20 protein-coding genes and 2 pseudogenes are annotated in these 22,272 nt (G+C 64.1%); 13 read left to right on the top strand and 9 right to left on the bottom strand.

Features of this window, described 5'->3' with window-relative positions:
• Positions 1 to 21: 21 nt before the first annotated feature.
• The 8 genes and pseudogenes from M0765_RS27655 to M0765_RS27620 all read left to right on the top strand — a co-directional run bounded on the left by M0765_RS27655 (position 22) and on the right by M0765_RS27620 (position 8,770).
• On the top strand, positions 22 to 855 hold the full coding sequence (locus M0765_RS27655) for a shikimate dehydrogenase family protein (RefSeq protein ID WP_258508481.1): 834 nt from the start codon (positions 22 to 24) through the stop codon (positions 853 to 855).
• A 100-nt stretch (positions 856 to 955) separates the two neighbouring features.
• Entirely contained in the window at positions 956 to 2,167 is a 1,212-nt protein-coding gene (gene pcaB, locus M0765_RS27650; protein WP_258507651.1) for a 3-carboxy-cis,cis-muconate cycloisomerase, read from the top strand.
• The gene (locus M0765_RS27645) at positions 2,164 to 2,592 is read left to right on the top strand and encodes a carboxymuconolactone decarboxylase family protein (RefSeq protein WP_258507644.1); all 429 of its coding nucleotides are present in this window, start codon (positions 2,164 to 2,166) and stop codon (positions 2,590 to 2,592) included. The genes pcaB and M0765_RS27645 overlap by 4 nt, the downstream gene beginning before the upstream one ends.
• On the top strand, positions 2,589 to 3,809 hold the full coding sequence (locus tag M0765_RS27640; RefSeq protein ID WP_258507642.1) for a multidrug effflux MFS transporter: 1,221 nt from the start codon (positions 2,589 to 2,591) through the stop codon (positions 3,807 to 3,809). The genes M0765_RS27645 and M0765_RS27640 overlap by 4 nt, the downstream gene beginning before the upstream one ends.
• Complete coding sequence (locus tag M0765_RS27635; RefSeq protein WP_258507640.1) at positions 3,806 to 4,570, top strand: alpha/beta fold hydrolase; 765 nt, start codon at positions 3,806 to 3,808, stop codon at positions 4,568 to 4,570. Before M0765_RS27640 ends, M0765_RS27635 begins: the two co-directional genes overlap by 4 nt.
• 142 nt (positions 4,571 to 4,712) lie before the next feature.
• Positions 4,713 to 6,610 (top strand): annotated as a pseudogene (locus M0765_RS27630) (bifunctional sugar phosphate isomerase/epimerase/4-hydroxyphenylpyruvate dioxygenase family protein).
• A 29-nt stretch (positions 6,611 to 6,639) separates the two neighbouring features.
• Positions 6,640 to 8,048: pseudogene (locus M0765_RS27625) on the top strand (MFS transporter).
• A 38-nt stretch (positions 8,049 to 8,086) separates the two neighbouring features.
• Positions 8,087 to 8,770, top strand: a complete 684-nt coding sequence (locus M0765_RS27620) for a DsbA family oxidoreductase (RefSeq protein ID WP_258507638.1) — start codon at positions 8,087 to 8,089, stop codon at positions 8,768 to 8,770.
• Here the strand turns inward: M0765_RS27620 and M0765_RS27615 are convergent.
• A complete protein-coding gene (locus tag M0765_RS27615) occupies positions 8,760 to 9,692 on the bottom strand; it encodes a LysR family transcriptional regulator (protein WP_258507637.1) in 933 nt (310 codons plus the stop codon). The genes M0765_RS27620 and M0765_RS27615 overlap by 11 nt on opposite strands.
• Positions 9,693 to 9,841: 149 nt before the next feature.
• Here M0765_RS27615 and M0765_RS27610 point away from each other — a divergent pair, with 149 nt between their 5' ends.
• Positions 9,842 to 10,237, top strand: a complete 396-nt coding sequence (locus M0765_RS27610; RefSeq protein WP_258507635.1) for a Rid family hydrolase — start codon at positions 9,842 to 9,844, stop codon at positions 10,235 to 10,237.
• A 30-nt stretch (positions 10,238 to 10,267) separates the two neighbouring features.
• On the opposite strand, the gene M0765_RS27605 is transcribed toward M0765_RS27610, so the two are convergent.
• Positions 10,268 to 10,864, bottom strand: a complete 597-nt coding sequence (locus M0765_RS27605; RefSeq protein ID WP_258507633.1) for an NAD(P)H-dependent oxidoreductase — start codon at positions 10,862 to 10,864, stop codon at positions 10,268 to 10,270.
• A 97-nt stretch (positions 10,865 to 10,961) separates the two neighbouring features.
• Here M0765_RS27605 and M0765_RS27600 point away from each other — a divergent pair, with 97 nt between their 5' ends.
• Positions 10,962 to 11,633: a TetR/AcrR family transcriptional regulator gene (locus tag M0765_RS27600; RefSeq protein WP_258507631.1), complete on the top strand. Its 672-nt coding sequence runs from the start codon at positions 10,962 to 10,964 to the stop codon at positions 11,631 to 11,633.
• Here M0765_RS27600 and M0765_RS27595 read toward each other — a convergent pair.
• On the bottom strand, positions 11,630 to 12,505 hold the full coding sequence (locus tag M0765_RS27595) for a LysR family transcriptional regulator (RefSeq protein ID WP_258507629.1): 876 nt from the start codon (positions 12,503 to 12,505) through the stop codon (positions 11,630 to 11,632). The two genes, M0765_RS27600 and M0765_RS27595, sit on opposite strands and share 4 nt — an antisense overlap.
• Before the next feature lie 104 nt (positions 12,506 to 12,609).
• Here M0765_RS27595 and M0765_RS27590 point away from each other — a divergent pair, with 104 nt between their 5' ends.
• The 3 genes from M0765_RS27590 (at position 12,610) to M0765_RS27580 (ending at position 15,705) form a co-directional block, all read left to right on the top strand.
• Positions 12,610 to 13,539: an NADP-dependent oxidoreductase gene (locus M0765_RS27590; protein ID WP_258507628.1), complete on the top strand. Its 930-nt coding sequence runs from the start codon at positions 12,610 to 12,612 to the stop codon at positions 13,537 to 13,539.
• A 51-nt stretch (positions 13,540 to 13,590) separates the two neighbouring features.
• On the top strand, positions 13,591 to 14,460 hold the full coding sequence (locus M0765_RS27585) for an NmrA/HSCARG family protein (RefSeq protein ID WP_258507627.1): 870 nt from the start codon (positions 13,591 to 13,593) through the stop codon (positions 14,458 to 14,460).
• A gap of 291 nt (positions 14,461 to 14,751) precedes the next feature.
• Positions 14,752 to 15,705 (top strand): DUF2569 family protein, encoded by a 954-nt coding sequence (locus tag M0765_RS27580; RefSeq protein WP_258507620.1) that lies wholly within the window; start codon positions 14,752 to 14,754, stop codon positions 15,703 to 15,705.
• Positions 15,706 to 15,835: 130 nt separating this feature from the next.
• Here M0765_RS27580 and M0765_RS27575 read toward each other — a convergent pair whose 3' ends face one another.
• From M0765_RS27575 to M0765_RS27550, 6 genes are read right to left on the bottom strand one after another with little or no spacing between them, the layout of a single operon-like run.
• Positions 15,836 to 16,606: an SDR family NAD(P)-dependent oxidoreductase gene (locus M0765_RS27575; RefSeq protein ID WP_258507618.1), complete on the bottom strand. Its 771-nt coding sequence runs from the start codon at positions 16,604 to 16,606 to the stop codon at positions 15,836 to 15,838.
• Between the two features lie 5 nt (positions 16,607 to 16,611).
• Entirely contained in the window at positions 16,612 to 17,331 is a 720-nt protein-coding gene (locus M0765_RS27570; RefSeq protein WP_258507617.1) for an ABC transporter ATP-binding protein, read from the bottom strand.
• Positions 17,315 to 18,121 carry an ABC transporter ATP-binding protein gene (locus M0765_RS27565; RefSeq protein ID WP_258507614.1) on the bottom strand — a complete coding sequence of 269 codons (807 nt, stop codon included), beginning with the start codon at positions 18,119 to 18,121 and terminating at the stop codon, positions 17,315 to 17,317. Before M0765_RS27565 ends, M0765_RS27570 begins: the two co-directional genes overlap by 17 nt.
• Positions 18,069 to 19,349 (bottom strand): ABC transporter substrate-binding protein, encoded by a 1,281-nt coding sequence (locus M0765_RS27560; RefSeq protein ID WP_258507612.1) that lies wholly within the window; start codon positions 19,347 to 19,349, stop codon positions 18,069 to 18,071. Before M0765_RS27560 ends, M0765_RS27565 begins: the two co-directional genes overlap by 53 nt.
• Positions 19,346 to 20,362 (bottom strand): branched-chain amino acid ABC transporter permease, encoded by a 1,017-nt coding sequence (locus tag M0765_RS27555; RefSeq protein ID WP_258507610.1) that lies wholly within the window; start codon positions 20,360 to 20,362, stop codon positions 19,346 to 19,348. Before M0765_RS27555 ends, M0765_RS27560 begins: the two co-directional genes overlap by 4 nt.
• Positions 20,359 to 21,219, bottom strand: a complete 861-nt coding sequence (locus M0765_RS27550; RefSeq protein WP_258507608.1) for a branched-chain amino acid ABC transporter permease — start codon at positions 21,217 to 21,219, stop codon at positions 20,359 to 20,361. Before M0765_RS27550 ends, M0765_RS27555 begins: the two co-directional genes overlap by 4 nt.
• Positions 21,220 to 22,272: the final 1,053 nt, after the last annotated feature.

Genomic DNA, 22,272 nt, shown 5'->3' with positions numbered 1-22,272 from the left:
GACAGGCGAATGAAGGACAGCATGATCACCGGCAAGACCACCCTCGTCGCGCACCTGGGCTTTCCCACCGAGAGCTTCAAGGCGCCGATGATCTACAACCCCTGGTTCGAGAAGCAGGGCATCGACGCGGTCGTGGTGCCGATGGGCGTGAAGCCGGAGGACTACCCCGCGGCGTTTGCCGCGCTGTTCCGGCTCACCAACATCCGGGGTGCGCTGGTGACGATGCCGCACAAGATCACGACCATGGGCCTGGTCGACGAGGTCACGCCAACCGCGAAGATCGCCGGGGCCTGCAACGCGGTGCTCAAGCGCGCCGACGGCACGCTGGTGGGCGACCAGTTCGATGGCGCGGGTTTTGTCCGCGGCGTTCTGCGCAAGGGCTGCGCGCTCAAAGGCGCGCGCGTGCTGGTCTCTGGAAGCGGCGGTGTCGGCTCGGCCATTGCGGCTTCGCTGGCTGCCGCCGGCGTCGCGCAGATTGCGCTCTTCGACGCCCACGCGCCGTCGGCCGATGCGCTTGCCGGACGGCTGCGCACGCACTATCCCGCGCTGGCCGTTTCCACGGGCTCGAACGACCCGGCCGGTTTCGACGTGGTCGTCAACGCCACGCCGCTGGGCATGAAGGAGGGCGATGCGCTGCCTTTCGACGTCGACCGCATCGCGCCTTCGACCTTCGTCGGCGAGGTGGTCATGAAGTCCGAATACACGCCGCTGCTGCGCGCCGCGCTGGACAAGGGCTGCGCGGTGCAGGTCGGCACCGACATGCTGTTCGAGATGATTCCCGCGTATCTCGAATTCTTCGGCTTTGGCACCGCCACGGCCGACGAGCTGCGCGCCGAGGCGAAGATCAGCTACTGAGTTGCGACCGACGCAAACGCCTACATCCCACGGGCGTGTTGCGAACGCGGTGTAATGCCGTCTCGCCGCCCGATTTTTTTGATGCAAAGAGGCGTTCACCATGAGTATTTTTGAAGGCTTTCTTTCCACTTCCGAAACGCTTTCAGCCTTCAGCGACCGCAACTTTGTCGACGCCATGCTGCGCTTCGAGGCGGCGCTCACGCGGGCGCAGGCCGCCGTCGGGCTGGTGCCTGAATCGGCTGCGCATTCGATCGTCGGCAGCTGCAAGGTCGAGCTGTTCGATGTGGCGAAGATCGTGCGCGACAGCGGCCGCGCGGGCAGCGTTGCAATTCCGCTGGTCAAGGCATTGAAAGAGGCCGTGGGCCTGTTCAACGCGGAGGCGGTGCCTTTCGTGCATTTCGGCAGCACCAGCCAGGACGTGATCGACACGGCCATGGCATTGGTCACGCGCGAGGGCATGGCGCTGATCGAGAAAGACCTCGACCGTGCCATCGAGGCGCTGCTGCAGCATGCCGTGCAGCATGCCGCCACGCCTATTCTTGCGCGCACGTTGATGCAGCCGGCCTCGGTCACGAGCTTCGGCCTCAAGTGCGCGGGCTGGGCCGCGCCGCTGGTGCGCAGCCGCGTGCGCTTGCGCACGGCCGCGCGCCATGCCCTCAACGTGCAGCTTGGCGGGGCCGTCGGCACGCTCGCGCAGATGAAGGGGCAGGGCCCGGCCGTGGTGCAGCGCGTGGCGGACGAGCTCGGCCTCGGCAACCCCGGTGCCACGTGGCACACGCAGCGCGATGAATGGGTGGCGCTCGGCTGCGAGTTGGGCCTGCTCACCGGCAGCCTGGGCAAGATCGCGCGCGACATCTCGCTCATGGGGCAGTATGAAGTCGGCGAGGTGGCCGAACCCACCGAGCCGGGCCGCGGCGGCTCCTCGGCCATGCCGCACAAGCGCAACCCCGTGGCCTCGATGGTGGCGCTGGCTGCGGCGCAGCGTGCACCGCAGCGCGTGGCCGCACTGCTGGCCGCCATGCCGCAGGAACACGAGCGCGCCCTCGGCGGCTGGCAAGCCGAGCTGGCCGAGTGGCCGCAACTGCTGATGTCCGCCCATGGCAGCGCACGCGCGCTGGCCGGTGCGCTACCGGGCCTGCAGATCGACGCGGCGCGCATGCGCGCCAACATCGACACGCTTCGAACGGAACTGCCGCGCGAGGCAGCCGACGAATGGTTCAGCCCGGCCCTGGCCGGACCGGCAGGCGAAACCGCGCTGCGCCAGGTGGCGGCGCTGCGCGACCAACTGATTGCGAAAGACACATCCCGATGACCGATCCGAAAAGCACACCTCCCGCCGCCGACTACGAAGCGGGCCTTGTCAACCGCCGGCGCGTGCTCGGCGATGCGTGGGTCGACAAGTCGCTGGCCAACCGCAACGAGTTCAACGCCGAGTTCCAGGAGCTCATCACGCGCCACGCGTGGAACGACATCTGGGGCCGGCCCGCGCTGGGCGACAAGACGCGCCGCTTCATGGTGCTGTCGATGATGCTGGGCATTCATGCGTATGAGGAATTCGCCATGCACGTGCGCGCGGCGCTCGACGGCCCGCCCGAATCGCGCCTGACGCCGGACGACATCAAGGAAGTGATCATGATGGCGGCCATCTACTGCGGCGTGCCGGTGGCCAACCACGCCTTCGGCATTGCGACCGGCATCTTGCGGGAGAAGGGCCTGCTGGCAGCAGCCCCGCAGTGACCGGGCCCACGGATATTCGCAAAGGGCGCTTCGACGTCGGCTTTGGCTTGCTGCTGCCGCTGCTCCTGGCGGCCCAGCCTGTGGCCACCGACAGCTACCTGCCCGCGCTGCCCGCCATTGCCAATGAGCTGGGCTCGGCCAGCACCAGCCTCACGCTGTTTGTGCTGGCCTTTGGGTTTGCGCAATTGCTGTGCGGGCCGCTGGCCGACCGCTTCGGGCGCCGGCCCGTGCTGTTGGCGGGGCTGGGTTGCTACGTGGTCGCGGCGCTGGGCGGTGCATTCGCCGGCAGCGTGGCGGTGCTTGCGGGCTGGCGTACGCTGCAGGGCTTTTCGATGGCGGCCATTCTGGTTTGCGCGCGCGCCGCGGTGCGCGACCTGTACCCCGCGCACGAGGGGCCGCACGTCATGGCGCGCGGGCTCACCGGGTTGGGTGTGGTCGGGCTCCTCGCGCCGCTGCTTGGCGCGTGGCTGGTGCAAGGGGCGGGCTGGCGCTGGGTGATGGGGTCGATGGCGCTGTATGCGCTGGTGCTCTTTGCGCTCTGCTGGCGTTCATTCGGCGAAACGCGGCGGCCGCTGGCGGGCGATGTTTCCGCGCCGCGCGGCAGTGCGCGCGCCGTGTTTGCGAGTCGCAGCTTTCGCGCCTGGGCTTCGGTGGCCGCGACCACCTACGGCGGCCTGTTCTGCTTTTTGCTGCTGTCGCCGATGGTCTACATCGGCTATCTGGGCTGGTCGCCCGCGATGTACGGCTGGATTCCGGCCGGCGGCTCGCTGGTCTACATTTTCAGCACCACGATGTGCCGGCGCCTGCTGCGCAAATACGGGCCTGTGCACACCGTTCAGCTTGGCGCTACGCTGAGCATTGCCGGCGCGACGATCCAGGCGCTGGGCTGCTGGCTGGCGCCGCACAGTGCGATGCCGCTGCTGGTGGGGCACGCCGTCTATTGCCTTGGCCACGGCATCCACCAGCCCTGCGGCCAGGCCGGTGCGGTGGGCGACTTGCCGCACCTGGCGGGTCGCGCCGTGTCGTGGTCGGGCTTCGGCATGATGATGGTTGCATTCAGCGTCGGGCAAATTGCGGCACAGTTTGTCGACACCGGTTATTCGAACGGCGCCTGGCCGATGGTCGTGCCCATGCTGCTCGCGGGCTGCGTGCTGCTGGCCATCGCGTTTCTCTGGCTGCCGCGTCTTCAACACCTGATAAGGAAGGAATCAACATGACCCGTTTGAACGTCGTCCGCGAAGGCAGCGGCCCCTTCGTCGTGCTGAGCCATGCGCTGGGCTGCGACCTGCACATGTGGGACGGCGTGGCCGAGCAGCTCGCGCGCGGCCACACCGTGATTCGCTACGACCACCGCAACCATGGCGGCTCCGAGGTGGTGCCCGGTGCGCTGCGCATCGAAACACTGGCGCAGGACGTGGCCGAACTCATCCAGCGCGAGACCGGCGGGGAGCCGGTGCATTTCGTCGGCCTTTCGATGGGCGGCATGACGGCGCAGGCGCTGGCAGTGCGGCACCCCGAACTGCTGCGCAGCGTGGTCATTGCAAATTCGTCGGCCCACTACCCCGACCAGTCGCCGTGGCGCGCGCGCGCTGAAACGGTGGCCGCCAAAGGCGTGGAGGCCATTGCGCCGGGCGCCGTGTCGCGCTGGCTGACGCACGGCTATGTCACCACGCAGGAAGGCAAGGCGGCCGCGCAGGCGCTGAACGAGGTGCTGGTGCGCACCGATGCAGAGGGCTACATCGAGAGCTGCAATGCCGTGGCCGCCATCGATTTTCGCGAGAGCAACCGCCGCATTGCCGTGCCCACGCTGGTCATTGCGGGCCTGCAGGACGAAGCCACTCCGCTGGTCATGTCGGAGGCCATGGTGGCCGCCATTCCCGGCGCGCGGCTGGCCACGATCGATGCCGCGCACCTGAGTGCGGTGGAGCGGCCGGTTGAATTTACGCAGCTGCTGATCGATTACTGGCGCAGTCTCTGAAAATCGGCCGCTCGCGGAGCGGGATCACGCCTAGGTCTAACCCCTATTTCGTTCGAACACTGCACGCAGGCGTTCGATTATCGAACGACGGGTGAGCGTGGAGCATTGTGGGCAGGGCGCCGTCTTCCTACAGTCGGTTCCCATGCATCGCTCCATTGCCACCGTTTCTCTCAGCGGCACGCTTCGCCAGAAGCTCGAAGCCGTTTCGGCCGCGGGCTTCGACGGAATCGAACTGTTCGAGAGCGACTTCGTCAACTTCAAGGGCAGCGCCAGTGAGCTCGGCCGCATCGCCGCCGATATTGGCCTGTCGATCGACCTGTACCAGCCGTTCCGCGATTTTGAGGGCATGCCCGAGGCGCAGTTCCGGCGCAGCCTGGAGCGCGCCGAACGCAAGTTCGACCTGATGGAGGCGATGGGCGCGCCGATGATGCTGTGCTGCTCGAACACATCGCCGCTCGCCATCGATGACCGGGCACTTGCCGCGGCCCAACTGCACGAGCTGGCGGAGCGCGCCGCACGCCGCAACCTGCGCGTGGGTTTCGAGGCCTTGGCCTGGGGCCGCTTCACTTCGCTCTATGGCCAAGCCTGGAACATCGTGCGCGAGGCCGGTCATCCGAACCTCGGCTTGATCCTGGACAGCTTTCACACGCTGTCGCTGAAGGACGATCCCGCGGGCATCGCCCAGATTCCGGGCGACAAGATCTTCTTTCTGCAGATGGCCGACGCGCCGCTGCTTTCGATGGACGTGCTGCAGTGGGCCCGCCATCACCGTTCGTTTCCGGGGCAGGGCGACCTTGCCGTGATCGGGTTCTTCGAGCAGGTGCTGCGCGCGGGCTACACGGGGCCGCTGTCGCTCGAGATCTTCAACGACATCTTCCGCGAGACACCGAATCGCCGCACCGCGGTGGATGCGATGCGCTCGCTGCTGTATCTCGAAAGCGAGGCGCAGCGGCGCCTTGCAGCGGCGGCCGATACCGCGGCTGTGCCCGTGCCGCCGCAACGCGTCGAGCTTTTCAATCCGCCCCCGTGCCGGCGCTGTCGGGCCTCTCGTTCATCGAGTTCGCGGCTGACGAAAGCTCGGCCCGCACGCTCGGCGCACTGCTTGGGCAACTCGGCTTCCGCCGCGTCGGCCGGCACCGCTCGAAGGCCGTGGTGCTGTACCGGCAGGGCGAGATCAACCTGATCGTCAATGCGCAGCCGGATTCGTTCGCGCGCAGCCGCTTCGATGCGCACGGCACCTCGGTGTGCGCGCTGGGCGTGCGCTGCGCTGACCCGCTGGCAGCGGTCGATCGCGCCACGGCGATGCGATCGCAACGCCACGACAGCCCGGTCGGTCCCAATGAACTGCGAGTGCCGGCCATCGTGGCGCCGGGCGGCAACCTCATTCACTTCGTGTCGGAAGCATTGGGCGCGAATGGCCTGTACGAGGCGGATTTCATCCTCGAAGAAGACGCAGCCGAGGCCGGTGGCGCCGGCCTGACGCAGATCGACCACGTGGCCCTTGGCCTGGCGGTGGACCAACTCGACACCTGGGTGCTGTTCACACGCGCGGTGCTGGGGCTGGAGCCGGGCGAAAGCCTGGAGCTGGCCGATCCGTTCGGGCTCATTCGAAGCCGCGGTGTGGCCGATGCGGCGCGGAGCGTGCGGCTGGTGCTCAACGTGTCGCTGAGCCAGCGCACCCGCACCGCGCGCACGCTGAGCGTGACGGGCGGCGGCGCGGTGCACCACATCGCCTTGCGCTGCAACGACATCTTCGAAAGCGTGGAGAGGCTGCGCGCCAACGGCACGCGCTTCGTGCCCATTTCGGGCAACTACTACGACGACCTGGCCACGCGCATCGATCTCGACCCGGCGCTGCTCGCACGCATGCGCGCGGCGGGCGTGCTGTTCGACCGCTCTGCGGCCGGCGACTACCTGCACATCTACACCGAGAGCATCGAAGGCGGGCTCTTCTTCGAACTGGCACAACGCACCGCGGGCTACGACGCCTACGGTGCCCTCAATGCACCCGCGCGCATGGCATCGCAGGCGCAGGAATAAGTTTTTCTAGTCAACCCCGGAGACAAACCATGGCAAACACCACGGCCCAAGAGCCGAAAGGCAAGCACCAGTCGAAGAAGGCCACCGCCAGCGGCTGGATCGGCTCGGCGCTGGAGTACTACGACTTCTTCATCTACGCCACCGCGGCGGCGCTGATCTTTCCGCAGATATTCTTTCCCAAGGGCGACCCGCAGATTGCGATCATCGCGTCGCTCGCGACCTACGGCGTGGGCTATGTGGCACGGCCGATCGGCGCACTGCTGCTGGGCCACTGGGGCGACACGCACGGCCGCAAGACCGTGCTGATTCTCTGCATGTTCCTGATGGGCTTTTCGACCATTGCCGTGGGCCTGCTGCCGACGTATGACCAGGTCGGCTTGTGGGCGCCTGCGATGCTGGTGGTGCTCCGGCTGATCCAGGGCTTTGCGGTGGCCGGCGAAATTTCAGGCGCGAGCTCGATGATCCTGGAGCACGCGCCGTTCGGGCGCCGCGGCTTCTTCGCGAGCTTCACGCTGCAGGGCGTGCAGGCCGGCCAGATCATGGCGGCCGCCGTGTTCCTGCCGCTCGCGCACTACATGGACAAGGACGCCTTCAACTCCTGGGGCTGGCGCATTCCGTTCCTGCTGAGCTTCATCGTCATCGTGGCCGGCTACATCATCCGCAAGGAAGTGGACGAGACGCCCGCATTCACCGAAGTGGAGAAGAGCGCAACCGTGCCCAAGGCGCCGGTGATCCAGGCCGTGACCGAGAGCTGGGGCGACATGCTGCGCGTGCTGCTGTGCTCGCTGATGAACGTGATTCCGGTGGTTGCCACCATCTTCGGCGCGGCCTATGCGGTGCAGCCGGGCTACGGCATCAACTTCGAGAAAGACATCTATCTGTGGATTCCGGTCATGGGCAACATCCTGGCCGTGATCGTGATTCCGTTCGTGGGCAACCTGTCGGACAAGGTCGGCCGGCGCCTGCCGATCGTCGTTGGCGCCCTTGGTTCGGGCCTGCTGTCGTTCGGCTACCTGTACGCCATCAGCATCCAGAACGTACCGCTGGCCATCGTGATGTCGCTCCTGATGTGGGGCGTGGTCTACCAGGGCTACAACGCCGTGTTCCCGAGCTTCTATCCGGAAATGTTCCCCACGCGCACCCGTGTCTCGGGCATGGCCATTTCGCAGAACATCGGCACCGCGATCACTGCGCTGCTGCCGGCGCTGTTCGTGGCGGTGGCGCCCCCGGTGCCGCCAACATCCCGCTTACCGTGGGTGCCATCACGCTGGCGATCTGCGCCATTGCCGCTGTTTCGGCCTGGTCTGCCCGCGAAACCTACCGCGTGCATATGAACGACCTGGGCAAGCCTGACGCTGTTCCGGTCGAGAAGACCGAGTACGACCGGCTGCGCGAACAAACGCTGGTGAACGCACGCATGGCCAAGGCAACCGCCTGAAGACCTTGCGCGCACCAAAGGAGTCGGCGCCATGAAGAATGGCGCCCATGACCTCCCATCTGAAGATCGATTTTGTTTCCGACGTGTCTTGCCCCTGGTGCGCCGTCGGCCTGGGTTCGCTCGAGGCGGCGCTCCGGCGCCTGGCGCCGGACGTCACGGCCGAGCTGCATTTCCAGCCCTTCGAGCTGAACCCGCAGATGCCCGTCGAAGGCCAGGACACCTTCGAGCACCTGAACCAGAAGTACGGCTCCACGCGTGAGCAGCAAGCGCAGTCGCGCGAGATGATCCGCCAGCGCGGGGCCGAGGTGGGCTTCGAGTTCAGTCCCGAAGGCCGGCCGCGCATCTACAACACCTTCGATGCGCACCGCCTGCTGCACTGGGCCGAGCTCGAAAGCCCGGCCAAGCAGGCCGCGCTGAAGAAGCTGCTGCTCAAGGCCTACTTCACCGACAGGCAAAACCCGTCGGACCCCGAGGTGCTGGTGCGTGCGGCCACGGAGGCGGGCCTCGATGCGGCGCGTGCGCGCGAAATCCTGGCAAGCGACGAGTATGCAAACGAGACCCGCGAGCGCGAGCGCATGTACACCGATGCCGGCATCCATTCGGTGCCCGCGATCATCATCAACGATCACCACCTGATTTCGGGCGGGCAGCCGGTCGAGGTGTTCGAGCGGGCGCTGCGTCAGATTGCGGGTGCGCAGCCCAGCACCGTCGTCACGGCCTGAGCTGGCGCCGGGCTTCGACAGGCGCGTGCTGCGCCATCAGCTCGGCCACCCAATCGATGAACGCGCGCAGCTTGGCGCTGACGTGCCGGTTCGGCGGAAACGCGACGTACAGCGGCATCGAGTCGAGCTGCCAGCCATCGAAAAGCCGCACCAGCTCGCCGCCCGCCAGGTGCCCCTTGGCCATGTAGTCCGGCAGCCAGAGAATCCCCAGCCCCGCGAGCCCCGCCGCGAGGTAGGCATTGCCGTCGTCCACCGACAGCACGTAGCGGCCTTGCACCTCGATGCGCTCTTCGCCCAGCCGCATGGCATACGGAAAAGTCTTGCCGCTGCGCGACCACAAGAAGCCCACGATGCGGTGGTGCGTGTCTTCCAGCTCGCGCGGGTGCAGCGGCGTGCCGGCAAGTTCCAGGTAGCGCGGCGCCGCATAGACGCCCAGCCGCAGGTCGCCCACGCGTCGCGCCATCAGCGACCGGTCGGTGAGCTCGCCGCCGCGCACCACGCAGTCGACGTTGTCGCCGATCACATCCACCATGCGGTCGCTCACGCCCATGTCGAGCTGGATGTCGGGGTAGCGGGCATGGAACGCCGGCAAGGCCGGCACCAGGATCATGCGGGCCAGCGGGCTTGGCACGTCCACCCGCAAGTGGCCGCGCGGCAACGCCGAGGCACTCGAGAGGCTGGTTTCCGCGTCGTCCATGTCGGCCAGCAGCCGCACCACGCGCTCGTAGTAGGCGGCACCATCGGCCGTGACGCTGAGCTTGCGCGTGGTGCGGTTGAGCAGCTTCACGCGCAGCCTTGCTTCCAACTGCTGCACCAGCTGCGTCACGGTGGTCTTGCTCATGTTCAGCGTGCCGGCCGCCTTGGTGAAGCTGCCTGCTTCCACCACGCGCGCGAATGCGTGCATCGCATCGAAGCGGTCCATGTCTGTTCCTGCTGGTTCGAAGATTGTTTGAGTTTGCCAAACAATGATTGTTGGCTTTGCCTGTTTATCCGATGAGCCCGGATCCCTAAAGTCGCTTGATCGTAATGACGGGCCGGCGACGGCTCATTCGAGAAAAGAGGAAGCAATCCATGGCTCAACGCGACGTCGTTTTTCCGCCCGGGCGCCAGGCGCTCTATGAAAAGAACCGCTATTCGCCGGCCGTCCGGTCCAACGGCTTCCTGTTCGTTTCAGGCCAGGTCGGCAGCCGCCCCGACGGCTCGCCGGAACCCGACCTGGAGGCGCAGGTACGGCTTGCCTTCGAGAACCTGAACGCCATCCTGACGGCCGCGGGCTGCACGTTCGACGACGTGGTCGATGTGACCGTCTTCGTCGTCGACCCGGAAGCGAACTTCGAAAAGATCTGGAAGGTGGTGCCGGAGTACTGGGGCAATGCGCCGCACCCGACGCTCACCGGCATAGGCGTGACGTGGCTCTATGGCTTCAAGTTCGAGATCAAGGTGATTGCGAAGCTTCCTGAAGCCTGATGCGATGGCCAGGACTCCCTGGTTTTCAGCTCAAGCGGCAATGGCCGAGAAAAGCCCGCGCCCCAGGTCGCGCGCGGCTTCCAGTTGAACGGTGCGGTCCGGCCGGTCGGACTCGAGCAGGAACTCCGACGTCACCACGCGTGCGCCGCAGTAGCCGAAGATGCCATGGTCGATCTGCGTCTTCATCGCATCGAAGTAGCCATGCCGGTCGTAGGTTCCAGGGTCGGCGCCGCCAATGGCGACGAGGTGCACCGGCAAGTGGCCCAGGCGCTTGACGAGCTTGCCGTCGCGCTCGTCGTAGGCCCATCCGTTCGCGAACACGCGGTCGATCCAGCCCTTGAGCAGCCCCGGGAAGGACCACCAGTACACCGGATACACCAGCACAAGCGCATCGGCGCGGTCGATTCTTTGCTGTTCACGCGTCACGTCGGCATCGGGCGGCGCCTGCTTCCTGTGGGCGGCATGATCGCCCGCGCTAAAGCGCGGGTCGAAACCCTCCGCTGCAAGGTCGGCAATTTCCGCCGTATGGCCTTCATCGGCAAGCGCGACACCTTCCGCGAGCTTGCGTGCGACGTGGTGGGTGAGCGATTCCGGATCCGGGTGGGCGACAACGATGAGCGCATGCATGCGTGACATTCCTTTCATGCTTCTTGAGGTTGAAGAGGGCTGCTACAGTTGCAACCTACGTTTAGTATATTGATTAACCTACCTTTGGTACATAACCATGCCCAAGCACGGGGTTAAAGAGGCACGCGCCACATCAGCCGAGACCGATGAGCCCAAGCGACGCCGCCTCTCGCGGCAAGACCGCTACCGCCAGCTCATCGAAGTGGCGTGGCGCATCGTGCGCGAATCGGGCACCGATGCCTTGACGCTCGGCTCGCTCGCCGAGCAGGCGGGCATCGCCAAGCCGGTGGTGTATGACCATTTCGCGACGCGCAATGGGCTGCTTGCCGCGCTCTACGGCGAGTTCGACATGCAGCAGAACGCGCTGATCGATGCCGCAATCGAGAACAGCGAACCGACCCTGGCCGGACGCGCATCGGTGATTGCCGGCTCGTATGTCGATTGCGTGCTCGCGCAAGGACGCGAGTTGCCCGGCGTGAGCGCGGCACTCGCGGGCTCCCCTGAACTCGAGAGCCTCAAGCGCGAATCGGAAGCGGCCTTTCTGCAGAAGTGCCGCGCGCTGCTGGCACCGTTTGCTCCCGGCAAGGACATCGGCGTGGCCGGGCTGCGCGCCATGCTGGGAGCGGCCGAAGCCTTGTCGTACGCGGCAGCCATGGACGAGATCTCCGCGTCGCAGGCCAAGGAGGAACTGCTCGAGACCATCCTGGGAATGGTGTCGCGGCAGAAGCGGCCGGCCGCGCGTCGCGCCGCGAGCCGACCGGTGTCCTAGCCGTTCAGCACGAGCGACTCCTGCGGATACTGCTCGCACATGAAGTCGACGAACGCGCGCACCTTCGGCGCAGGAAGCCGCCTGGATGTATGCAGCACCCAGAGCGCGACCTCCGCACCCGAAACCATGCCCCACTGAACCAGTTCTCCGCGCGTCAGCTGGTTCCACGCGATGGACTGCGGCATGAGGGCGGCGCCTGCGCCCGCGACCGCAGCATCGCGAATCATCAGGAACGAGGAAAGCCTCAGCCTTGGAATTGGCTCGATCACAAGGCGCCCGTCGTCGAGCGTCCAGTTTCCGCCTTGAAAGTTTGTTGAAACGATGCCGGGAACGGCGCTGACCTTGCCTGGCTTTGGCGCCGGCACGGAAGGCGCGGCCACCACCACCAGCCGGTCGTTGGCGAAGCACCGGCCCACCAGGCTGCTGTCGGGGCTCGGATTGATGCGGATCGCGGCGTCGAACTGCTCCTCGACGAGGTCGACCAGCCGATCGTCCGCCACCACCTCGCACGTCACTTCAGGGTAGGCCGCGCAGAACCCGGCCGAAATGCGGCCCATCGCAAGCTGGGAGAACAGCACCGGCGAGGCGATGCGCAAGCGTCCGCGCGGTACCGACAAACCTTCGCGTGCGGAAGTCATCGCGTCGGCCACCTCGTGCATCGGCCCTTCGGTGCGATCCATCAGCAACTGGCCGGCTTCCGTGAGCTTGAGCCCGCGGGCGCTGCGCTCGATGAGCCGCACACCGAGCTGCTCTTCCAGGTCCGCGATGCGCCGTGAAAGCGTCGCCTTCGATCTGCCGCTGGCGCGGCTTGCTTTTCCGAGGCCGCCGTTCGTTGCGACGAGCGCGAAGTCGCTCAGTGCGTTCAGGTCCATGGTGTTTCGAAATTGAGACGAGGTGTCTTTATTTTCGGGTCTTCGTTTTATCAATGCAACGACCTATCTTCTCCTCATCGCAACTTCGAAATGAGGAAATTGAAATGACCACCACTCAACGTGCTGTGCTGATCCGGGCCTATGGCGGTGCCGCAGAGGTCGCCGAAATCACGAGGCCCTTGGCAGGGCAGGGTCAGGTTCTGGTCCGCGTTCGCGCCGCCGGCGTGAACGGCATCGACTGGAAAGTTCGTGACGGCCTGGTTCAGCAGGCTTTTCCGTTGCAACTGCCCGCGGTGCTTGGTATCGAGCTTGCGGGTGTTGTCGAGGCGGTTGGCCCCGGCGCCTCGCGCTTTCGTGTGGGCGACCGCGTCATGGGGCCGCTAGGCGGGCTGGGTGCCTATGCCGACTTCGTAGCGGTCGACGAGGCGAACCTGGTACGCACGCCGCACGGCCTGGACGACGTTCATGCGGCCGCCATTCCGGTCGCAGCCGTTGCAGCTTGGCAGAGCCTGCACCACGCGGGGCCGATCGCCGCAGGCCAGCGGATCCTGATCCACGGTGCAGCGGGAGGGTTGGGCGGCTATGCCGTGCAGTACGCCAAGCAGGTGGGCGCCGAAGTCTTCGCAACGGCGTCGGCCGCGCACCTGGACCATGTGCGCAGTCTGGGCGCGGACCACGTCATCGACTACCGGGCCCAACGCTTCGAGTCGGTCGCGCGGGACATCGACCTGGTGCTCGACTATGTCGGAGGTGAAGTGCTCGACCGCTCCTGGCAGGTGCTGAAGAAGGAGGGCGCGATCGTCGGCACCTCGTCGCCCGACATCCTTGCACGCACGCCGCCCGGCCGCCGCGGACTGTGGTTCATGAACAAGCCGGACGCCGATCTGCTGGAACGGCTGGCGGCGGAGATCGCCGAAGGCACGCTGATCTCGAAGCTCGGCGAAGTCGTCGGCTTCGCCGACATCCCGGCGGCCATTGAACGCAACCGCACCGACCCTCGCATCGGCAAGGTGGTTGCGGACTTTTCGCGCTGATCGGCCCCTGACCTCTCTGACCCATTTCCCCTTCGACCCCTGGAGATTTCCATGAGCATTCTCGTCACCGGTGCCACCGGCACCATCGGTTCCCTCGTCGTCCAAGGCCTGGCCAGCGCCGGCGCCCAAGTCAGCGCATTCGTTCGCACACCCGGAAAGCAAAGCTTTCCGACAGGCGTCAAGGAGGTCGTCGGCGACCTGACCGACGTGCCCTCATTGCGCGCGGCACTGTCGTCGGTGCGCACAATGTTTCTGCTGAACGCCGTTACTCCGGACGAAGTGACGCAAGCCTTGGTCGCACTGAACCTCGCGCGCGAGGCCGGCATCGAGCGCGTCGTCTACCTGTCGGTCATCCATGCGGACAAGTTCACCAACGTGCCGCACTTCACCGGCAAGCACACGGTCGAGCGAATGATCGAAAGCCTCGACATTTCCGCGACCATCCTTCGGCCGGCCTACTTCATGCAGAACGAGCGCATGGTCCAGCAGGTGATCCAGGGCTACGGCGTCTACCCGATGCCGATCGGCTCCACCGGCGTGGCCATGATCGATGCGCGAGACATTGCGGATGCCGCCGTCGCCGAATTGCTGCGTCGGGACGGGGCGCCCGCGCCGCTGCCGCGCGCAACGCTGGAGCTGGTCGGGCCCGAGTTGCTGACAGGAGAGTCGGTGGCCAAGATCTGGAGTGCCGCGCTGGGCCGCGACGTGGCTTACGGCGGAGACGACGTGGCCGCCTTCGAAGCACAGATGGCAGGGCAGGGGCCGTCGTGGCTTGCCTACGACATGCGCCTCATGATGGCCGGGATTCAGAAGTTTGGCATGCAGGGGGCCGACGGCGCAGTGGATCGCCTGCAGGCCATCATCGGGCGTCCTTTGCGCAGGTATGGCGACTTCGTGAAGGAGTCGATTGCTGCGTCGTAGGCTGCGCTTCGCGTGGGCAGCTCCGAATGTTGTATGCCGGAGTTACTGCAGGTAACATCCACGTCGCACCATAGAAACAGCCACTGAGCGGGTGCGTAAAAAGAATAGAAGCGGCGGTACTCCTCCCGGGAGACGCCTCGGGTAGTCGAGGATCAGGGCGGTACCGGCAAATTCCGGGCGCGCCCTATTGGAGGGAATCCGGATGCGAACTTGGGAGAAGGGGCTCGATTGGATTGGTGTCGCCACCCTCGCGATGGGCGCACTTGCCTTGGCGCTATCCAGGGAGCGGAAATGAACTCGCAGCAAGTTGGCTCGATGGTGCCGCTTTTGCTGTTCATCGCTCTCCTGGCGGGTTGCGTATGGCTCACCCGCCGGTCGGCACGCCAGAGGGCGGTTCAAGGCGAGCCGCTCTACGGAACAAAAGGCTGGCTCGGCTTCTTTCTGGTCACGGCGTTCGTCCTTGGTCCCCTGATGAGCATCGGGACGCAATTCAGGACCTTTGCGGATGTTGAAGCTCGCACGCCCGCAGTCCTCGAGCTTGCGGGCTACGTGCCTTACAAGGCCTTCTGCTGGTGCCTGCTGCTGGGCGTCATCGTTTGGAAGGTATGGATGGCCAACCGGCTCCGCACGAGGTACGAGCCAGAGAGCGTGGCGCATGCCAAGCTCTTTCTGGTTCTCAGTCCGTTCGTCGTCTACCTCGGCGATGTGGGAGCGGGCTGGGCCTTCCTCAGCGTCAATGCGACTGGCGAGGAGATGGGGCGCACCATCCGCGGCTTTGTCTCCAGCTTTCTCTGGTACCTGTACTTCACGAAGTCCGAGCGAGTGAAGAACACGTATTTCGGTGCAAAGCAGAGCTCCAGTTCCCGGTCGTTCGAACCCGGACGCCCGCGGGTACGAAATCTGAAAGGGCTCGAGCAGCGCCGCGAGCCGGTGTTTGCAGACGTTCCGATGGCTGCGCCGGACGCGGCAGGAGCGGCGGCTCTACCCAACATCGAACCGGACTTCGTCCGGCTTGACCGGTTGCGCGAACGTACCGCCGGCGCGCCTCTGTGGACTTGCGCGGTCGTGCTGTCCGTGGCACTGGTGTGGTTCAGCCTGGCCTTCCACCTGCCCGAGCGGGCCTCCCTCGGCTACGCACTCGGAATTGGACTCGGCGCAATGCTGATTCCGGTGGTGGTGGTCGCCGTCTTCTCGCTTTGGACCGCCTATCCGAGTCAACGAAAGAACCTGCAGGTCTCGTCATGAGCGAATCCGTTGTCTTGTATCGCCCACGGTTCACGAAAAGAATGAGACTGCTGTCTTCGGAATAGACCATTGCGTCTTCTCGCCAGAACTCAGCCATCCGTTCCGCCATCACGCGCCCTGAGCGCCGGCTCTACCCGCTTGTTAGTCCACCATCGACAGGAAAGATGCCTCCCGTGGTCCATGATGAGTCATCGCCTGCCAGAAAGACTGCGATGCCGGCGAGGTCGTCCGGCCGCCCTATGCGTCCGAGGGGGTATGCGCCATCCACGTATGCCTGAAGCTTTTGGCGGGCTTCAGGCGGCAACACCTCGATCGTTCGACGGCGCAGCGGGGTATCGACAGTTCCTGGAGCAATGGCGTTCACACGAATTCCGGAGGGGCCTAGTTCATACGCAAGCGATTTGGTCAACGAATTGATCGCCCCTTTTGTCAGCGAGTAGAGCGTCGATGGTCTCCCTGGCAGCATCTTCCCGGCGAAGTAGGAAGATATGTTGATGATCGATGCCGCGCGGTGCTCCATGAGCGGGAGAAGGCCTTGCGTCAGGAAGTAGGCCGAGGCGATGTTGAGATTGACGGAGAGTTGAAACTCCGCAGTTGTGGCTTCCTTGAAGGGAACAAGCACTGACGTTCCGGCGTTGTTGACGAGAATGTCGAGCGAAGTCGTCTGCGAACTCAAAGTATTGACAACCGCTTGAACCCCTTCCTCCTTGGATAGATCGGCGGCAATTGATTGGCTCGATTCGCGTCCGATGACATCCATCGCGGCGTCGAGCTTTTCCTTGTCGCGCCCGACGATGCAGACATGCGCACCACGCTGGGCCAGCGCCTTGGCGATCGCGAGCCCGATGCCGTCGCTCCCGCCCGTGACTAGAGCTCGTCGTCCAGAGAGTTTCATTGTCATGCCTGTCATGCTGTCGCAAGACCTAGTGCCCGCTGCTGCAGCGCCACGTCGCCTTTCAACGTATCTGCATCCGTTGTGAGTGTGATCACTCCCGCAGACATGACGGCTATGCGCTCAGCCGCGCGCAAACCCACCCGCATGTTCTGTTCCACCAGAAGGATCGACACCCCGTCGCTATCGAGTTGCGATAACGTCTTCAGCAGGTCGTCGACGATTGCCGGCGCCAGTCCTTCGGACGGTTCATCCAGTACGATGAGCCGGGGGTTTGTCATGAGCGCGCGCGCGATAGCCAGCATCTGTTGCTCTCCGCCAGAGAGCTGGTTGCCGAAGTTCCTCTTTCGTTCCGCCAGTCGCGGAAAAGCGCGATAGACGCGTTCCCTTGACCACGGCCCGGGCTTGAGTCCGTCCATGAGCCGAAGATGTTCGTCGACGGTGAGTGAGCGGAAGACTCTGCGGCCTTGAGGAACGATCGTGATCCCTTGCGCCGCGATATGTTGTGGAGGCAATCCGGCCAGCTCGACTCCGCCGAAATCGATGTAACCCGCAGTAATCTGCATCAACCCGAGAAGCGCCTCGCACAGCGTCGACTTGCCGGCGCCATTGCGCCCCAAGAGTGCCACGGGCTTGCCGGGTTCAACTGTCAGATCAACCCCATGAAGCACCTCGAGTGATCCCCGCCGGACATGGAGACCTCTGATGGTCAACGCACTAGTGTTCTGCGCCAAGATACATCTCCCTGACAAGCTCGTTCGACCGGATTTGTTCGGGTGTACCCGACGCCACCACTTGGCCATCACGCATGACCGTTACCTCGTCGGCAAGGGCCAATGCCACATCCATATCGTGCTCTACGAAGAGCAGCGTGACTGACCGCGGCAACGCGCGAAGCCGGCCCAGCAGTTCAACTCGCCCGGACGGCGACATGCCGGCGGCAGGCTCATCGAGGAGCAAGAGTGTGGGTTCGGCCGCTAAGGCCATGGCGATTTCTACTTCGCGTTGCTGCCCATAGGACAGGGACCCGACCGGCAGTTCCGATACGGGCTTCAACGCAAAACGCTCCAACACGTTCTCCAGCCGCTCGCCTATTGCGCCGTATGTCGGCCAGGCGTTCAAGCCAAATCTAGGGCCGGCGCGACCGGCCAGTGCCACCCGCAGGTTGTCTGCCACGCTGCGATCACCAAAACACAGTGACGTTTGGAAGGTGCGGCCGATTCCCAGCCTGGCGCGCGCATGCACGGCCAGGTGCGCGAGCCGGATCCCCTGAAAACGGACGTCTCCGGCGCTGACCGGCACCGTCCCGCATATGGCGTTGAAGAGTGTCGACTTTCCGGCCCCATTGGTGCCAAGCAGCGCATGCCGCCCACCCGCAGGATCCGCAAGGAGACATCGCTCACCGCACGCACGGCACCAAACTGGACGCAGACTTTGTCGATTTCCAGCAGGGCCGCTTTGTCGTCGGACCTCATGATGGTGACTTGCAAACAGGGTTGTCGCGACCGGCAGCGCCGAGCGCAAGAAACTCCGTACGCGGGCGGCCCAAGGTCTGATTGACGCCTTTCGCGGTCTTGACGAGCTTGTTGTACAGCTTGCCATCCGATCCCTGAGCGACTTCCGTGACGAAAATATCCGCGACGGCTTGACGGTTCTCGTCGAGCGTTACCGCGCCTGTGGGCGTTTCCATCCGCAGACCTGCCAGTGTCTTCTGATAATTCGTCTGGTTGCCCGATGTGTCCCCGTTGACCTGCTGCAGCCCCGTGAGAGCGGCTTTGGTACCGACGTAATAGCCGTGAGCAAAGAGAGATGGCGACGGGAATGCTGCCGGGAAAGCCTTGCGATAGCGATCGCTGAACTCAACCCACTTCGGATCGGGATTCGAATCGGCAGTCGGACCGGCTGCGATCGCGCCGACCAAATTCTTGCGGAACGCACCCGTTGTACTGAGCACGTTCTGATCCACGGTGACACTTCCGCCGATGATGGATGCCTTTCCGCCACTCTGGTAGTACTGGGTGAAGAAGTTGACGGCATCAGAACCGCCGAGAAGCACATAGATAGCGTCGACGTCCTGAGGAAGCTTGGCGATGACCGAGGTGTAGTCCTTGGTACCCATCGGAACCCAGTTCTTCTGGGTAATCTTTCCTCCCTTAGCGCAGAACTCCTGCTGGAAGCCCATCACTTGAGAGTAGGGAAACGAGTAGTCCTCTGCGACGACTGCCACCCGCTTCCACCCCTTGACGTCGATCGCATAGCTACCGAGTCCAGCCTGCCACTGCGCGCCATCTGTGCTGAAGCGGAAAAAGTTGGGAGCCGGATCCCGCAGGGTCGTGTCCTGGGCTCCCGATGTGCCGTTGACGAACGTTTTCGTTGGCACCGTCTTGGCATATTCCTTGACGGCAAGACCCTCCCCACCCGACAGTGGCCCGATGACCACATCGACTTTATCCAGTTCGATCAGCTTGCGCGCCTTGGCAACGGCAACGTCCGGCTTACCGTTGGTGGATTCCTTGATCAGCTCAACCTTGCGGCCGCCTATTCCGGCTTTGAACTCTTCGAGCGCTAACTCCGCACCGCGGATGCCGTCCTGTCCTGCCTGAGCGAATGGTCCCTCAAGTGTGGCGAGAACTCCGATCCGGATGGGCCCCGTCTCTGCGCTCTGGGCCCTTGCCTGGGAACAGAGCGCAAAGCAAGCAGCGGCCAGCGCGGCAGCGGCGGCGCGAGATTTGATAGAGGTGCGCGAGGTCATGATGTCTCCTTAGTGGTCTGAACAAGTGGCGTGGGCGCATGTCGGCCCAGGAAAGAAAATCGAAGTGATGGCAGGCGAGACAAGCTGATGAGGCCGCCCGGCAAGCAGAAAACAATCAGCACAAAGGCCGCGCCGATGACCAGGTTGAACCGGTCACGGCCAACGAGCAGCGCAGCAAAGTTCTCGAGGAGCACGAAGAAGATCGCGCCCACGAAAGCACCCATCGACCTGCGCATGCCGCCGACGACCGCGACGATCAACAACGCAACGGCGGCATGAATGTCTGTCGAGCCGGGCGACACCTGACCCGAGTACCAAACGTTCAACGTACCTCCGACGGAGGCAATCAAGCCGGACATGGTGAAGGCGACCAGACGCAAACGTGCCGTATCGTGTCCAAGCGCCGCCATGCGTTGCGGCGCATTGCGCAACCCGTGAAACGCAGAGCCCAATGGCGTGCGCTCAAGCCATCCACAGAAGGCGATGCATGCAGCAGAGCACGCAACGGTCAAAGCGAAGAATGCCTTCTTGTTGGAGAAATCGATTCCGAACGCTTGGGGCGGGCGAACTCCATTGACACCGTCAAAGCCATTGAAAACAGTCGTGTTCTGTGAGACGAAATAAAACCACGACATCGAAAGCGCGAGCGTGATCATCAGCAGATAGATGCCGGCGCTTCGGAGGGCGATGAATCCGACAAGCAATCCCGCAAGCGACCCAGCCGCCAGGGCCGCAATCACGGCTACCGGCAATGGGAGCGCGATACCCATTCCTGAGGTGTTGACCGAAAGCAGGGCTACTGTGTATCCGGCAACAGCTGCGACAGCCGCTTGAGCGAATGACACCAAGCCGGTCATTGATACAAGCATGGTGAGGCTCAACGCAGTGATGCCAATGATCATCGCGCGGGTTGCCACAGTGGATACCCAAAAATCTCCCGCAAAGAGCGCGAAAACGACGAAGAACGCGAGCGCTGCAACGCTTGTGATGACGGGCGTCAGATATCGGCTCATGCGCTTCTCCCGAACAGTCCTGCCGGCCGAACCGCAAGGACCCCAACCATGAGCAGGAAAGTGAGCAGCATCGCGTAGTTCGGAAACAGCGCCAGTCCGAACTGCTCCGCCATCCCGATAAGAAGTTCCCCTACGGCAGCTCCCACCAGGCTGCCCATGCCGCCCACGATCACCACCACGAGCGACGACAAGAGCGCACGGGCATCCTCACCTGGAGCGATCGACAGCGCGCTGCCTCCCACCACACCAGCAGCGCCGGCGAGAGCTGCTCCGAGCGCGAATACCAGCAACATCGTTCGTCCAATGTTGAATCCCATCGCCGACACGATCCGCTGATCGTCGACTCCCGCGCGTATCAGCATGCCGAGGCGTGTATGGTGAATGATCCACCAGAGTGCTCCGCCGACGGCGCATGCAAAGCCCATCACGAAGAGTCGAATGGTGGGGTAGGCCCCCACGAGCGGTAGGGCCGTGCTACCGAAGATGGCTTCAGGTGGTTCGAACAAAACCGTGGCGCCCCCATAGCGGGCCAGAAGCAGGTCGCTGATCACCACTCCAAACCCAATGGTTACCAGTGCCTGGCGTAGCTCGTCGCCTTCCAGGGAGCGGAGCAGAAACTGATGAAGCACCGCTCCGACGATTGCCGCGGCGATCGATGCACCAATCAAGCCGGCGACCCAAGAGCCGCTGACTGCGGCGATCTCGTAGCCGACATAGCCACCGAGCAGGTAAAGCGCACCGTGGGCCATGTTGACCGATCGCAGCAATCCGAAAATCAGCGAGAAGCCGCTTGCTACGAGGAAGTAGAGGGCCGCCACGGTCAAGCCGTTCATGGCGACGAGCAGATAGAGCTTCAAGGTTGCTCTCCCTTGCCGGCGAACAGCGCGTCCGTGCAGTCCTCCGGTACGGAACGCAGTTGCCTTTGGCCCCACCTATTGAATGTCGAGTTGCGCATCTTGATTGCTCCTGTGAATGCGTGGCGTCCCGCTGCTGCCCCGTCGTCGAGGAATGCGAGACGAGGTGGAAGCCTCGGCTGTTCCGAAGCGCGGGCAGCTGGGACAACGTGGCCCAACTATAGGAACGCGTCGTCGTATGCGCTTCTCAGTCAGTCGGCTGATTTATCGAACAGTCCGCATGGTGCGTCGGTACTTTCCCTAGACAACCGCACGGTCACGCGAAGCTCATCTGCTAAGGCCGCCGAACGCATCTATCGATGCACGACGAAGGCTCTGCTGGCGCCTTCCTGGCGAAGCTATAGGATCGATTGGCTATGGAGGTATACGCCCCGTATGAACGCAGCTTCAGGCGTGCAGTCGTGCTGGAGCCGCGCGCGGATTTGGTCTTGCACGTTCACGCGAAGTCGCGGTTGGCGTTCTGGCTGAGCGGTGCTCGTGTTGAAGCCAGGCTCAGGACCACGCGGACTGCGATGCCGCACACAACCAGCGGCTCAGCGAATTTGCCACGCATGTAGTGAATCACGGCTCGTAGTCACGGATGGCGACTCGGCGCGTACTCACAAATTAATCTGGATATGGAGTGCCAACGTCGCGTCGATATCCGCAGTGCACAGACGCAAGGTCGAAGCGTCTGCGGACGGCATCCATTGACTCCTATTTCCTAGAAGGTCGTCGCTTGCGTCGTCGCATTGATCCGGCAGGGGTCGGGACCGGCAAGTACGTCGATGATGAGTTCACGTCTCCTGGTGGTGAGACGCTCGCGAGGAAGCAACCTCCGATTGAGTCCTTCGGCCTTGAGGAAACGTACCTCGTGCATGACAAGCACGCACACTGGCGGTTGGGAACACTGAGAAGGCGAAGTGCGGATCCAGAGCGCGCTGGTAGTGGAGATCGCCAACCATCTGTCTGATGCGATCACGCACGAAGGCCACCCTCGATGGGCGTCGAAAGAGC

The organism is Variovorax sp. S12S4, assembly GCF_023195515.1.
Taxonomy (GTDB): Bacteria; Pseudomonadota; Gammaproteobacteria; order Burkholderiales; family Burkholderiaceae_C; genus Variovorax.
Note: the sequence above shows the minus strand (reverse complement) of the source record. Positions and strands in the feature narration are given on the sequence as shown.